This is a genomic window from Pseudotabrizicola formosa (genome assembly GCF_002900965.1).
Lineage (GTDB): Bacteria > Pseudomonadota > Alphaproteobacteria > Rhodobacterales > Rhodobacteraceae > Pseudotabrizicola > Pseudotabrizicola formosa.
This window is the reverse complement of the sequence record NZ_PJOM01000002.1, coordinates 897,623-912,118: the sequence shown is the minus strand read 5'-3', so window position 1 is coordinate 912,118 and position 14,496 is coordinate 897,623. Positions and strand designations below refer to the sequence as shown.

The following is a 14,496-nucleotide window of genomic DNA, read 5'->3' as shown; positions in this document are numbered from 1 at the left end:
GCAATCTCCTTGATTGGCTGCAGCACAGGCCGCCAGCCGGTTCCGGTATCGCCGCAGGGTTGATCGTCTTGCGTGACGCAAAGATGCAGGCTTGGCGAAGCTTTTGTGACGTTTCCGTTTCGGAAACGGGTGCGCCGGTTCGTGCCAAACAGCAAGGTTACCCGAGGCTGAGCAAGCGGAGAAGGCCGGTGTTGTCGCGCATCAGATCTTCCAGGGTCACCGCGTCAAGCCCGGCATAGAATCCCTCCAGCGCCGTGGCGAGCGTGGCCTTCAGCCGGCAGGCCCCGACCAGCGGGCAGGTGCAGTCAGTGCTGGAAAAGCATTCGGCAAAGGGCAGGCAAGCCTCGAACTGGCGGAACACTGCGCCTACGGTGATGGTGGCGGCACTGCACCCCAGCATCAGCCCGCCGGTGCGGCCGCGCAGGGTGCGCAGATAGCCGGTCTGGGCCAACAAGTGGATCACCTGGGCCAGATGGTTTTCGCTGGCATTGCAGGCCAGCGCGATCTCGCGCTTGCGCACGATACGGTCCGGGTTGGCGGCGCAGAACATCAGCGTGCGCATGGCGAGGTTGGTGCGTGTGGTCAGTCGCATATGGGGGGTGTCTGCGCCAAAAGATGTGCCGGATAAGTGTTAATACTGCGCAAGTGGCACGGCACGAGCCTTGATCCAGATCAATCCAGTGCCAAAGGCCACTGCGCGAGGCCCGGCAGGGTGACACAGCCCCTGCCGCACAAACAGACCTGCTGCCCGCAGATTGGGCACAGGGGCCGTCGCAAGGGTTTGTCACCGGCCGTGTCATTTTCTGTCCACGGGCGAGTCTTCAAAGCGCTTTGAGAATTTTAAATATCTGAAAGTAAGGCACTTTAAATCCGTGCGTTCCGATGGTGATTGCGGTAACTGTGAAGGCAGTTTCTGCGACATCGCGCCCGGGCAAGATCAATGGCAAACTGCGGGCGCTTGACCCCGACGGCCATGGGTCTAGCCTCAGGCAGATGTCTTGCCACCCCAACCTGTGGAACCCGATGAACGATCTCAGCTCCGCTCCGACCTCGTTGAAAGCCAATATCCTGCGTCATCTGGCCTATACGCTGGGCAAGGATGCCGAACATGCCAGCCTCTATGACTGGCGTATGGCACTGTCTTTCGCGATCCGGGATCAGATTGTCGAACCCTGGTTCGCCTCGACCCGCAAGACCTGGGCCACCGGGCACAAGCGGGTCTATTATCTGTCGATGGAATTCCTGATCGGGCGGATTCTGGAAGATGCCACCGTCAACTTGGGCCTGCGCGATCAGGCGATAGAGGCGATGGCCGGTTTCGGTCAGGATTTCCGCGCGATCATCGAGGATGAACCGGACGCCGCGCTTGGCAATGGCGGTCTGGGGCGGCTGGCGGCCTGTTTCATGGAATCTATGGCCACGCTGGGCTGCCCGGCCTATGGCTACGGCATCCGCTATGAACACGGGCTGTTTCGCCAGCGCTTTGAAGGCGGGCGTCAGGTCGAAGCCCCGGAAGACTGGCTCAAGCAGGATCACCCGTGGGAATTCACCCGGCCCGAGGCGGCTTATGTGATCCCGTTCAAGGGCCATATGGAACAGCAGGCCGGGCGCGAGGTCTGGGTGCCAAGTGAGACCGTGGTCGCCTCGGCCTATGACACGCCGGTTGTGGGCTGGCAGGGCAAATGGGCCAACACCCTGCGCCTTTGGGGGGCGCTGCCCACCACGATGTTCGACCTTGATCGCTTCAATCGCGGCGATTACGCCGCTGCGGCTGAGCCGGAGGCGTTGGCCCGCACCCTGTCACGCGTGCTTTATCCCGATGACACCACCTATCAGGGCAAGGAGTTGCGGTTGAAGCAGGAGTTTTTCCTGACCTCCGCCGCGCTGCAAGACATCCTGCGCCGCTTCCTTGCGTCGGAGACCGACCTGCGCAAGCTGCCCGATCATGTGGCGATCCAGATGAATGACACCCATCCCGCGATTGCCGGGCCAGAGCTGGTGCGGCTGCTGGTGGATGAGCATGGCATGCCGTTCGATCAGGCGCTGCCGGTGGCGCGCAACTGCCTTGGCTATACCAACCACACGCTCCTGCCCGAAGCGTTGGAGCGGTGGGCCACCTTCACCTTCGGCAATGTGCTGCCGCGCCACATGCAGATCGTCGAGCAGATCGACCACTGGCACAAGACCGAACACCGGGGCCGTCCGCATTACATCGGCATCGTCAAGCATCATGAGGTGCGGATGGGCGAATTGGCCTTCATCATGGCCCATAAGGTGAACGGCGTCTCGGCGCTGCACTCTGATCTGGTGAAGAAGAACCTGTTTCCGGAACTGCATGCGCTGCACCCCGACCGGATTGTGAACCAGACCAATGGGGTGACCCCGCGTCGCTGGCTGAAGATGTGCAACAAGCCGCTGTCCACCCTGATCACCGATACCATCGGTTCGGACTGGGAGGCTGATCTGGATCTGCTCAAGGATCTGGAAAAGCCTATTGAAACCAGCGCATTCCGCGCAGAATTTGATGCAGCCAAGCGCGCGAACAAGGTGGCGCTGTCGAATTGGCTGGCCAGCCATGAAGGCATCACCGTCAACCCGGATGCCTTGTTCGATGTGCAGATCAAGCGGATTCACGAATACAAGCGTCAGTTGTTGAACATCCTGCAGACCATCGGCCATTGGGAGGCAATCCGGCAAAATCCCAAGGCCAATTGGGTGCCACGGGTCAAGATCTTTGGTGGCAAGGCCGCCCCGGGCTATGCGGTCGCCAAGGAAATCATCCGCCTTATCAATGATGTGGCGCAGGTCATTAACAATGATCCTGTCACGGGTGATCTGTTGAAGGTGGTCTATCCGGCCAATTACAACGTGTCGATGGCTGAACGGCTTATCCCTGCGGCGGATCTGTCCGAACAGATCTCTACCGCCGGGAAGGAGGCCTCGGGCACGGGCAACATGAAGTTCATGATCAACGGCGCCCCCACCATCGGCACGCTCGACGGCGCGAATGTCGAGATTTTGCAAGAGGTTGGGATCGAGAACTTCTTCCTGTTCGGCATGACCACCGAAGAGGCGATGGCGCGCCGGCAAGACCCTGATCATGCCCGCAAGGCGATCGAGGCCAGCCAGACCTTGCAGGATGTGCTGCAAATGGTTGCCGAAGGACGCTTCAGCCCCGAAGAGCCGGACCGCTACCACGATCTGGTGCACCGGGTCTGGCACCATGACTATTTCCTTGTGGCCAGCGATTTCGATGCCTTTGACGCGGCGCAGGCGCGGGTCGATACCGCCTATGCCGACCGTGACAACTGGACAAGGATGGCGGCCCTGAACACAGCGCGGTCGGGGTTCTTCTCCTCTGACCGCACCATCCGCAGCTATATGAAAGACATCTGGAACGTGTCATCGGCGCTGTAGCGCCGGGGCCGGTCCGGGGGGGCTGACTTTGGGAGGAGACAGCATGGCCGAACATCTGATCGACGACGGCGTGGCGCTTGCCATCGTCGAAGGGCGGCATGGCGACCCGTTTTCGGTGCTCGGTCCGCATAAGCGGGACGGAACATGGCAGGTGACAGCCTTTGTCCCGGGGGCAGATCAGCTTTGGGTGCTGACCGGGAAAGCAGGTCAACAAACGGCTGCAACCCATTGGGGACAGGGGCTTTTCGTCGCCACGCTGCCGCGCAAGGCGGCCTACCGTCTGCGCGCCAGCGGGCAGGGCACGACATGGGAGTTTGAAGACCCGTTCCGCTTTGGCCCGGTGCTGGGCGAGCTGGACGAATACCTGCTGGGCGAGGGCACCCACAAGCGCCTGTGGCAGGTGCTGGGCGCGCATGTGATCACGCATGAAGGGGTGCAGGGCACCCATTTCGCGGTCTGGGCCCCCAATGCCGAACGGGTGTCGGTGGTGGGGGATTTCAACATCTGGGACGGGCGGCGCCACCCGATGCGGCGGCGCGGGGCCACGGGCGTCTGGGAGACCTTCGTGCCCGATCTGGGCGAAGGGGCCACCTACAAATACGAATTGCGCGGCCCGGGCGGGCAGCTCTTGCCGCTCAAGGCCGATCCGGTTGGCTTCGGGTCTGAACATCCGCCCGCAAATGCCTCTGTTATCAGGACAATTTCCGGCGACTTTCATGACGCCGACTGGATGGACTCGCGGGCCGCGCGCCACATCGTCGAGGCTCCGATCTCGGTCTATGAGGTGCATCTGGGCTCGTGGCGTCGTGCGCCGGGGGACCGGATGCTGAGCTACCTTGAGCTTGCCGAGCAACTTGTTGATTATGCAGTCGATATGGGGTTCACCCATATCGAGTTGCTCCCCGTGAGCGAATACCCGTTTGACGGGTCCTGGGGCTATCAGCCGGTGGGCCTGTTTGCGCCCACCATCCGCCACGGCACCCCGCCGGAATTTCGTGCCTTCATTGATGCCGCGCATCGCAAGGGTCTGGGCGTGCTGCTTGACTGGGTGCCGGGGCATTTCCCCACCGATGCGCATGGCCTTGGCCAGTTTGACGGCACCCCGCTTTATGAACATGCCGATCCGCGTGAAGGGTTCCACAATGATTGGAACACGCTGATCTACAATTACGGGCGCAATGAGGTGCAGAACTATCTGGTGTCCAACGCGCTGTACTGGCTGGAGGAATTCCACATCGACGGGCTGCGGGTGGATGCGGTAGCCTCGATGCTCTACCGCGACTACAGCCGCAAGGCCGGGGAATGGGTGCCCAACCGCGATGGCGGGCGCGAGAATTACGAAGCCATCGCCATGCTCAAACGCATGAATGTGGTGGCCTATGGTGAATCCCCCGGTATCATGACGATCGCCGAGGAAAGCACCGCTTTTCCGGGGGTCAGCCGCCCGGTCAACCACGGCGGGCTGGGCTTTGGCTTCAAGTGGAACATGGGCTGGATGAACGACACCCTGTCCTACATGGAAAAGGACCCGATTCACCGCAAATATCACCACCACCAGATGACCTTTGGCCTGCATTATGCGTGGTCGGAAAATTACATCCTGCCGATCAGCCATGATGAGGTGGTGCATGGCAAGGGCAGCATGCTGGCCAAGATGCCGGGCGACGGGGAAGAGAAATTTGCCAACCTGCGCGCCTATTACGGGTTCATGTGGGCGCATCCGGGCAAGAAACTGCTCTTCATGGGCTGCGAATTTGCCCAAGGGGCGGAGTGGAACCACAATCAGAGCCTCGACTGGCATCAGCTTGAAATTCCATCCCATTCCGGGATTCAGGCTTTGGTGCGCGATTTGAACCGCGTCTACCGCGAAACCCCTGCGCTTTACCGCAATGACACAAGGCCCGAAGGGTTTGAGTGGATCGAGAGCAATGATGCCGAGGCCAGCGTCTATGCCTGGGTCCGCAAGGGGGCGGAGGGGGATCCGGCCGTGGTGGCCTTGGTCAACATGACGCCGGTGGATCGGCGCTACCGCGTTGGCCTGCCATCAGGCGGGGATTGGGCGGAACTTCTGAACACCGATTCCGTTGCCTATGGCGGCGGCAATCGTGGCAATCTGGGCGGGGTCACGGCAGAGGAGGTGCAGTGCCACGGCAGGCCATGGTCGGCGGTTGTCACATTGCCGCCGCTGTCGGCGGTCTATCTGAAACAGGGGGGGCTTGCGTAAAGCAGGCAAAGGGGAGGGATCATGAAGGCGAAACCGAATACAAGGCTGTCGTCGCAGGCCATGGCATTTGTTCTGGCGGGGGGCCGGGGCAGCCGGTTGAAAGAACTGACAGACCGCCGCGCCAAACCGGCGGTCTATTTCGGCGGCAAGACGCGGATCATTGATTTTGCGCTGTCCAACGCGCTCAATTCCGGCATCCGCAAGATGGCGATTGCCACGCAATACAAGGCGCACAGCCTGATCCGCCACATGCAGCGCGGCTGGGGGTTCTTCCGCGCCGAACGCAACGAATACCTTGATATCCTGCCCGCCAGCCAGCGGGTGGATGAGACGAAATGGTATCTGGGCACCGCCGATGCGGTGACGCAGAACATTGATATCGTGGATGATTACGGCGTCAAATATGTGATCATCCTGGCGGGCGACCATATCTACAAGATGGATTACGAGGTGATGCTGCAACAGCATGTATCCTCGGGGGCGGATGTGACCATCGGCTGCCTGACCGTGCCGCGGATGGAAGCAACGGCATTCGGCGTGATGCATGTCGATGACCAGATGACCATCACCCAGTTTCTGGAAAAGCCCGCCGATCCGCCCGGCATTCCGGGTGACCCCGACAATGCACTGGCCTCGATGGGCATTTACGTCTTCAACTGGGATCTGCTGCGTGATCTGTTGATCCGCGATGCGGAAGACAGCAATTCCAGCCATGATTTTGGCAATGACATCATTCCGCAGATCGTGAAGAACGGCAAGGCGGTGGCGCATAAGTTTGCCGACTCTTGCGTGACGGCGGGGCTGGAGGATGAACCCTATTGGCGCGATGTGGGCACGATCGATGCCTTCTGGCAGGCCAATATCGACCTGACCGAGTTCGTGCCAAAGCTGGATCTGTACGACAACAGTTGGCCGATCTGGACCTATGCCGAAATCCTGCCGCCGGCCAAGTTCATCCATGACACCGAAGGCCGGCGTGGCATGGCGGTGTCTTCGCTGGTGGCGGGGGATTGTATCGTCTCGGGGTCGGAGGTGCGCAATTCGCTGCTGTCCACCGGCTGCCGCACCCATTCGTGGAGCACGCTGGACCATGTGGTGGCGCTGCCGCAGGTGTGCGTGAACCGCAAGGTGGAGCTCAAGAATTGTGTGATCGACCGGGGGGTTATCATCCCCGAGGGGCTTGTGGTTGGACAGGACCCGGAGGAAGATGGCAAGTGGTTCCGCCGGACGGAAAGCGGGATCGTGCTGATCACGCAGGACATGCTGGATGCGCGGGCGCGGGTGTTGGCATAGGGCGGGTCCCGGGGTGACCCCGGGGGCTGTCTGCCCCCGGACCCCCGAGGATATTTGGGAACAGATAAAGGGGGTGTGATGAAGGGTCGGGTTCTGTCAGTCGCATCGGAATGCGTGCCGTTCATCAAGACCGGCGGGCTGGCCGATGTGGTGGGGGCCTTGCCTTCTGCCCTGGCGGCGGTGGGCTGGGACATGCGGGTGCTGATTCCGGCCTACCGCGCCCTGCGCCCCTTGTGCGCGCAGATGACTCCGGTCTGGACCGAGCAGGGTTTGTTCGGCGGGGAGGGCGTGGTCTATGCGGGCAAGGTCGAGGGGATCGACCTGCTGCTGCTTGATGCGCCGCATCTCTATGACCGCGAGGGGACGCCCTATGGCGGGCCGGGTGGCGAGTGGTGGGACAATCCGCAGCGCTTTGCCGCCCTGTCCTGGATGGCCGCCCGCATGGCGCAGGACGGTGTTGCCGGCTGGCAGCCCGATATCCTGCACGCCCATGACTGGCAGGCAGGCTTTGCCCCGGCCTATCTCGCCTATCGCGGCAAGGGCGCGGTCAGATCGGTGATGACCGTGCACAACATTGCGTTTCAGGGCTGGGCCTCGGTGACGCTTTTGAATGAATTGCGCCTGCCGGGAGAGCAGTTCTACTCGGACGGGTTGGAATATTACGGCGGCTTGTCCAGCCTGAAGGCGGGTCTGATCACAGCCGACTGGATCACCACGGTGTCGCCCACCTATGCGGCAGAGCTGATGCGGGCCGAATTCGGCATGGGGTTGCAGGGGGTGATCGCTGCGCGTGCGGCGCGGGTATCGGGCATTCTGAACGGCGTGGATACCGGGGTCTGGTCGCCGGACCGCGAGCCGGTGCCGTTCAGTGCCAAGGCGCCCGAAGGCAAGGTGCAGGCGCGGGCAGCGCTTTGCGCGGGGTTCGGAATCGATGTGCCCGGACCGCTGGCCATTGTGGTCAGCCGGTTGACCCACCAGAAGGGCATTGACCTGCTGCCGCAGGTGGTGCCCGAGTTTGTGGCGGCAGGCGGCGGGCTGGTGGTGCTGGGATCTGGCGAGCCGGAGATGGAGGATGCGATGCGCCGGCTGGCCGGGGAGCATCCGGGCCGGGTGGCGGTAAAGATCGGCTATGACGAAGATCTGAGCCACCAGTTGTTTTCCGGGGCGGATGCCGTGCTGGTGCCGTCGCGGTTTGAACCTTGCGGGCTGACCCAGATGTATGGGCTGCGCTATGGCACAATTCCGGTGGTGGCGGCGACGGGGGGGCTGGCCGATACGGTGATCGGGGCCACGCCCGCCACGCTTGCGGCTGGGGTGGCGACGGGGGTGGTGTTTCACCCGACCGATGCGCTGGCCTTTGGTCAGGCGCTGACCAAGCTGGTCGAGATCCATGCCCAGCCAAAGTTGTGGGCACGGTTGCAGAAGAATGCCATGCGCCATCCGGTGGGCTGGGAAACCTCTGCCGCCGCCTATGCCGCGCTTTATGACAAGGTGCGCGGATGACAGCGGGGCCTGCGCCGCTGGCCGCGCGGCTGCCGGGCCATGCGCTGTCGGCGGGCCGGCCCTGGCCGATGGGGGCAAGTTTTGATGGGGACGGCGTCAATTTCGCGGTGTTTTCTGCTCATGCGACCGCGATCGATTTGTGCCTGTTCTCGCCCGATGGGCGCAAGGAAATGGCGCGTCTGCCGTTTCGGGACCGTGACGGCGATATCTGGCACCTGCATGTCGGCGGGCTGACCCCTGGCACGGTGTACGGCTTGCGCGCGCATGGGCCCTATGCGCCCGAACGCGGGCACCGGTTCAACCCGCACAAGTTGCTGTTGGACCCCTATGCCCGGGCGCTGGAGGGCCGCTTGCGCTGGTCGGATGCGGTGATGGGCTACAAGATCGGGTCCAGCCGCGGCGATCTGTCGTTTGACACCCGCGATTCCGCCTTTGCCGTGCCCAAGGCGGTGGTCACCGACACGTCTTTCACCTGGGGCGATGACGCCGCCCCGCGCACCCCGCGCTCTGAGACGGTGATCTATGAGGCGCATGTCAAGGCCCTGACCCAGCTGCATCCGGGCGTCGACAAGCCGCTGCGCGGCAGCTACCTTGCGCTGGCCTCTGATCCGGTGATCGCGCATCTGCAAAAACTGGGCGTCACGGCGGTGGAACTCTTGCCGGTGCAGGCCTTTCCCGACGACCGCTTTCTGGTGGCACGCGGCTTGCGCAACCATTGGGGCTACAACACGCTGGCGTTCTTTGCGCCCGAGCCGCGCTATATGGCGCGCGGCGCGCTGTGGGAGTTTCAGACCATGGTCCGCCGCCTGCATGTGGCGGGGATCGAGGTCATTCTGGATGTGGTCTACAACCACACCGCCGAAGGCGACCAATTCGGGCCGACGCTGTGCTACCGGGGCCTGGATAACGCGAGCTACTACCGGCTGACGGATGGCGGGCGGCATTATGTGAATGACACCGGCACTGGCAACACGCTGAACCTGACGCATCCGATGGTGCTGCGCATGGTGATGGACAGCTTGCGCTATTGGGTGGAAACCTGCCATGTCGATGGCTTTCGCTTTGATCTGGCCACCGTGCTGGGGCGTGAGGCGCATGGGTTTGACCCCAATGGCGGGTTCTTTGATGCCATAAGGCAAGACCCGGTGTTGAGCCGGGTGAAGTTGATTGCGGAACCCTGGGACATCGGCCCGGGCGGCTATCAACTGGGCGGCTATCCGCATCCGTTCCACGAATGGAACGACCAGTTCCGCGACGGGGTGCGTCGGTTCTGGCGCGGCGATCCGGGGATGACGCCGCATCTGGCCAAGCGGCTGCTGGGAAGCTCGGAGCAGTTTGACCATTCGGGGCGCTCCGCCACCTCTTCGGTGAATTTCATCACCGCGCATGACGGGTTTACACTGGAGGATCTGGTCAGCTTTACCGTCAAGCGCAACTGGGCCAATGGCGAAGACAACCGCGATGGTCATTCCGACAACCATTCCGACAATATGGGCGTCGAAGGGCCAAGCGATGACCCCGCCGTGCAGGCGGCGCGGGCCTTGCGCAAGCGCAACCTGATGGCGACGCTGATGCTGAGCCAGGGCGTGCCGATGCTGCTGGCCGGCGATGAGCTGGGCCACAGCCAGGGCGGCAACAACAATGCCTATGCGCAGGACAATGCGGTGACCTGGCTGGACTGGTCGCAGCCCGACACTGGGCTGATCGATTTCATCGCGCGTCTGACCGCGCTGCGCCGGGCGCATCCGGTGCTGCGGCAGCGGCGGTTCCTGCATGCCCGCGCACGCGCGACGGATGGGCTGGCCGATGTGATCTGGCACAAGCCCGATGGCAGCAGCCCTGCGCCGCAAGACTGGCATGATCCGGCCTTTCGCGCTCTGGGCGTGGAACTGCGGATGGCCGCTGAAGGTTTTGACCTGTCGGATGATGCGGTTCTGGCCTATTTCAATTGTGGCGGAGGGGTGCCGCTCTCGCTGCCCGGCTCTGCCAGATGGGAGCTGGTGCTGGACAGCACCCGTCCGGATCTGACAAGCGGGCCGGCCCCGGCAGAGCTGCCGGCGCAGTCCGTGCTGATGTTTCGCGCAAGGCCCGCCGACGGGCCGGCACAAGGAGAGAGTAGATGATCACCACCGTCGCGACCCAACCGATTGCCGGGCAAAAGCCGGGCACTTCTGGCCTGCGCAAGAAAACGCCCGTCTTCATGGGGCGGCATTATCTGGAAAACTTCACGCAGGCGATTTTCGATGTGGTGGGTGCTGCGGGCAAGACCTTCGTCCTGGGCGGCGACGGGCGCTATTTCAACGATGTTGCGGCGCAGGTGATTTTGCGGATGGCAGCAGCGAATGGCGCAGCCCGGGTGATTGTGGGGCAGGGCGCAATTCTGTCGACCCCGGCCGCCAGCCATCTGATCCGGCTGAACAAGACCGATGGCGGCATCATCATGTCTGCCTCGCACAATCCCGGCGGGCCCGAGGAAGATTTCGGCGTCAAGTTCAACATGCCCAACGGCGGCCCGGCCCCAGAATCCGTGACCGAAGCGATGTTCCGCCGCACCGAGGAGATCACCGACTACAAGATGCTGGAGGCGCAGGATGTCGATCTGAACCGGGTCGGCCGCCAGACCCTTGGTGACATGATCGTCGATGTGGTGGACCCGGTCAGCGATTATGCGGCGCTGATGGAAACCCTGTTCGATTTTCCTGCGCTCCGCGCGCTGTTTGCGGGCGGCTTTCGCATGCGGATGGATGCGATGTGCGCCGTGACGGGGCCTTATGCGGTAGAGATCCTTGAAAACCGGCTGGGAGCGGCCAAGGGCACCGTGACCCATGCGACCCCTCTGCCGGATTTCGGCGGCATGCACCCCGATCCGAACCCGACCTGGGCGCATGAGCTGATGGCCGAGATGATGGGGCCGGATGCGCCCGATTTCGGTGCCGCCAGCGATGGGGATGGCGACCGTAACATGGTGGTCGGCCGGGGCATCTATGTCTCGCCGTCAGACAGCCTCGCGGTGTTGGCGGCCAATGCCCATCTGGCCCCGGGCTATGCGCAGGGCCTGGCGGGTGTGGCGCGCTCAATGCCAACCTCTGCCGCCGCCGACCGGGTGGCCGATGCTTTGGGCATTGCCAAGTTTGAAACGCCGACCGGCTGGAAGTTTTTCGGCAATCTGCTGGATGATGGCAAGGTGACGCTTTGCGGGGAGGAAAGCTTTGGCACCGGGTCTGACCATGTGCGCGAAAAAGACGGGCTTTGGGCCATCCTGCTGTGGCTCAATATCCTCGCCGTGCGCAAGCAATCGGTGGCCGAAATTCTGACCGAGCATTGGGCAAAATACGGCCGCAACTATTACAGCCGTCATGATTTTGAGGCGATTACCAGTGACAAGGCCGATGCGATGATCAGCGCGCTGCGCGCCACCCTGCCCAGCTTGCCGGGGCAGGTGGTGGAGGGTATGACCATCACCGCTGCCGATGATTTCGCCTATACCGATCCGGTCGATGGCTCGGTCAGTGCCAGGCAGGGCGTGCGGATCATCTTTGCTGACAGCAGCCGCATCGTGATGCGCCTGTCGGGCACCGGCACCGAAGGGGCGACGCTGCGCGTCTATCTGGAACGCTATGCTGCTGGCCCGGAGGGGCTTGATCTTGACCCGCAAGAGGCGCTGGCCCCGGTGATCCGCGCCGCGCACGGCCTTGCCCGGCTGACCGAATTCACCGGGCGCGAAACGCCCGATGTCGTGACCTGAGTCCGTCGCAAATGCGTTCCGCTGGCCGTTGCAAAGGTCAGCGGAACTGCTTGGCCAGCTTCAACCCCTGACCCTGATAATTGGAGGCGATCTTTTCGCCATAGAGCGCATCGGGCCGTTCGGCCATGCGTTCATAGACCAGACGCCCCACGATCTGGCCATGTTCCAGCACAAAGGGCGCCTCGTGGCAGCGCACCTCCAGCACGCCGCGCGACCCGGCCCCCCCGGCGGCGGCATGGCCGAAGCCGGGGTCAAAGAAGCCCGCGTAATGCACGCGGAATTCGCCGACCATGGCCAGATAGGGGGCCATTTCAGCGGCATAATCGGGGGGAATTGTCACCGCCTCGCGGCTCACCAGAATGTAGAAGGCCCCGGGGTCGAGGATGATACGGCCCTCTGTGGTGCGGATCTCCTCCCAGAACTCCGCTGCCGGATACTGGCCGATGCGGTCCAGATCGACCACACCGGTGTGCGGCTTGGCGCGGTAGCCGACCAGATCGCCGGTTTCGGGGCGCAGATCGACCGAAAACCCCAGACCTTCGGAAATCACCGGCGTGCCGCTCACCAGCGGTTCGCGCGCGTGCAGCGCTGTCAGATCGGCGTCGGACAGCACCGCCTGCCCATAGCGGAACCGGATCTGGTTGAGCCGCTGCCCGGCGCGGACCAGCACGGAAAAAGAGCGGGGGCAAACCTCGGCATAAAGGGGACCGTCATAGCCATCGGGGATTCGGTCGAATTCGGTGCCGCCATCGGTGATCGTCCGCGTCAGCAGATCGAGCCGCCCGGTCGAGGATTTGGCATTGGCCACCGCAGACAATCCGGCGGGCAGGGCCAGCCGCTCCATCAGCGGGATGACATAGACACAGCCCTTTTCTAGCACGGCCCCGGCGGTCAGATCCACCCGGTGCATCTCGAACTCGGCCAGACGCATCGCCACCGGGCGGCCCTTGCCGGCCAGAAAAGACGCACGGACGCGGTAGGCGATGGTGCCAAGCCGCAGATCAAGGCTGGCGGGTTGTACCTGTTCGGGCAGAATGGCGGGGGAGGCGCTGATGACGCCATCACCGATCATCTGGCGCAGATGTTGGGCGGCAAGAACTCCGGTCAGTGACATTCTGAACCCCCCAGATGCTTTAAACAGAACCGCCCGCAAGGCACAGGGCCAAGCGGGCGGTTTTGATGATGGTCGGGCCGGAGAGATTCGAACTCTCGACCTTCCGCCCCCCAGACGGACGCGCTAACCAGGCTGCGCTACGGCCCGAACATGCCGGGATACATACTGATATTCGCAGGCGGCACAAGCGGGAAAGCATCACGATCCTGTCCAAAAACGCGCGCTTAGCCTTGGGCCCGCACCGGACCGGACAAGCGTGACCGCAGCGCCAGGGCCTGATCGCGGATCTGCGCAAGACGCTGGCGGTCCTCTGGCGCAAGATCATCGGATGACACGGCCCGCAGGCGTTGCGCAAGGGTGGGCCCGGTCTGGATCGGGGCGCGCGGCGGCGCGGCCGCTGCTGGCCCCTGTGGCTCGGCGGCGGGGCGCAGCGTGACCACGGCCGCGCCTGTCGTGCGGGCGGTGGTCGCCGTATCCTCGGCCCCATCGGGCGTGAGGTCGCTTTCATCGGCCCAGACCGCCATCGGAGCCTCGGCGGCAGGATCTGCTGGCGGAGGGCTGGCGGAAGGCGGCTCGGCGATCGGCAGGCGCGAGAACAGATCCTCGGCTTCGGGCACGGGCGGTTTGGCAGGCGGCAGCGGCTCTGCCGGAGCGGGCCGGCTTTGGGCCATCACGGGCGGTGGCGGTTCGACCACGGTGGCGGCAAGATCTGCCGGCAGCTCGTCTTCTGCCAGATCGGCCTGTTCCTCCACCGGGTTGATCCCCGCGCCTTGCAGGTCATCGGTGCCGTCCGCCAGATCATCGCCTGCCACAGGCTCTGCGCGCGGCGGTGCCTGCAAGGGGATGATCCTTGCGGTTTTCGCTGCGCGGGGGGGCGACGTTTCGGGCGGGGGCCCAACCGCATCCAGATTGTCATCTTCGCCGTCGTCAGCAACGCCAGAGACGTAGCGAACCCCTTGTTCGCGCAGAATTTTCTGCACGCCGCGAATCGTGATGCCATCGTCGTGCAGCAGCCGCTTGATTCCCGTCAGCAGCGCCACATCCGCCGGACGATAATACCGACGCCCGCCGGCGCGCTTGACCGGGCGGATCTGCGGAAACCGGCTCTCCCAGAACCGCAGCACATGCGCCGGTATGTCCAGAAGCTCTGAAACTTCCGAGATCGTACGAAAGGCGTCGGGCGATTTGGTCATGCGCCGC

The 14,496-nt window shown here is 63.3% G+C and carries 9 protein-coding genes and 1 tRNA gene; 6 read left to right on the top strand and 4 right to left on the bottom strand.

Annotated elements, in window-relative coordinates; genetic code table 11:
• Positions 1-157: 157 nt before the first annotated feature.
• Positions 158-592: an RrF2 family transcriptional regulator gene (locus tag CXR43_RS08365; RefSeq protein ID WP_103333535.1), complete on the bottom strand. Its 435-nt coding sequence runs from the start codon at positions 590-592 to the stop codon at positions 158-160.
• A 431-nt stretch (positions 593-1,023) separates the two neighbouring features.
• Between CXR43_RS08365 and CXR43_RS08360 the strand changes: the two genes are divergently transcribed.
• The 6 genes from CXR43_RS08360 (at position 1,024) to CXR43_RS08335 (ending at position 12,182) form a co-directional block, all read left to right on the top strand.
• Complete coding sequence (locus tag CXR43_RS08360; protein ID WP_168219783.1) at positions 1,024-3,417, top strand: glycogen/starch/alpha-glucan phosphorylase; 2,394 nt, start codon at positions 1,024-1,026, stop codon at positions 3,415-3,417.
• 43 nt (positions 3,418-3,460) lie between these two features.
• Entirely contained in the window at positions 3,461-5,641 is a 2,181-nt protein-coding gene (glgB, locus tag CXR43_RS08355; RefSeq protein WP_103333534.1) for a 1,4-alpha-glucan branching protein GlgB, read from the top strand.
• Positions 5,642-5,662: 21 nt separating this feature from the next.
• Positions 5,663-6,934, top strand: coding sequence for a glucose-1-phosphate adenylyltransferase (glgC, locus tag CXR43_RS08350; RefSeq protein WP_103333533.1), 1,272 nt, complete (start codon positions 5,663-5,665; stop codon positions 6,932-6,934).
• A 78-nt stretch (positions 6,935-7,012) separates the two neighbouring features.
• A complete protein-coding gene (gene glgA, locus CXR43_RS08345; protein ID WP_103333532.1) occupies positions 7,013-8,437 on the top strand; it encodes a glycogen synthase GlgA in 1,425 nt (474 codons plus the stop codon).
• Positions 8,434-10,560, top strand: a complete 2,127-nt coding sequence (gene glgX / locus CXR43_RS08340) for a glycogen debranching protein GlgX (RefSeq protein ID WP_103333531.1) — start codon at positions 8,434-8,436, stop codon at positions 10,558-10,560. Before glgA ends, glgX begins: the two co-directional genes overlap by 4 nt.
• A complete protein-coding gene (locus CXR43_RS08335; RefSeq protein WP_103333530.1) occupies positions 10,557-12,182 on the top strand; it encodes an alpha-D-glucose phosphate-specific phosphoglucomutase in 1,626 nt (541 codons plus the stop codon). The genes glgX and CXR43_RS08335 overlap by 4 nt, the downstream gene beginning before the upstream one ends.
• A gap of 37 nt (positions 12,183-12,219) precedes the next feature.
• Here CXR43_RS08335 and CXR43_RS08330 read toward each other — a convergent pair whose 3' ends face one another.
• The 3 genes from CXR43_RS08330 to CXR43_RS18035 form a co-directional block, all read right to left on the bottom strand.
• Positions 12,220-13,290 carry a 2'-deoxycytidine 5'-triphosphate deaminase gene (locus CXR43_RS08330; protein WP_103334124.1) on the bottom strand — a complete coding sequence of 357 codons (1,071 nt, stop codon included), beginning with the start codon at positions 13,288-13,290 and terminating at the stop codon, positions 12,220-12,222.
• A 75-nt stretch (positions 13,291-13,365) separates the two neighbouring features.
• Positions 13,366-13,443, bottom strand: a tRNA-Pro gene (locus CXR43_RS08325).
• A 77-nt stretch (positions 13,444-13,520) separates the two neighbouring features.
• Positions 13,521-14,489, bottom strand: a complete 969-nt coding sequence (locus CXR43_RS18035; RefSeq protein ID WP_246831314.1) for a MerR family transcriptional regulator — start codon at positions 14,487-14,489, stop codon at positions 13,521-13,523.
• Between the last annotated feature and the right edge of the window lie 7 nt (positions 14,490-14,496).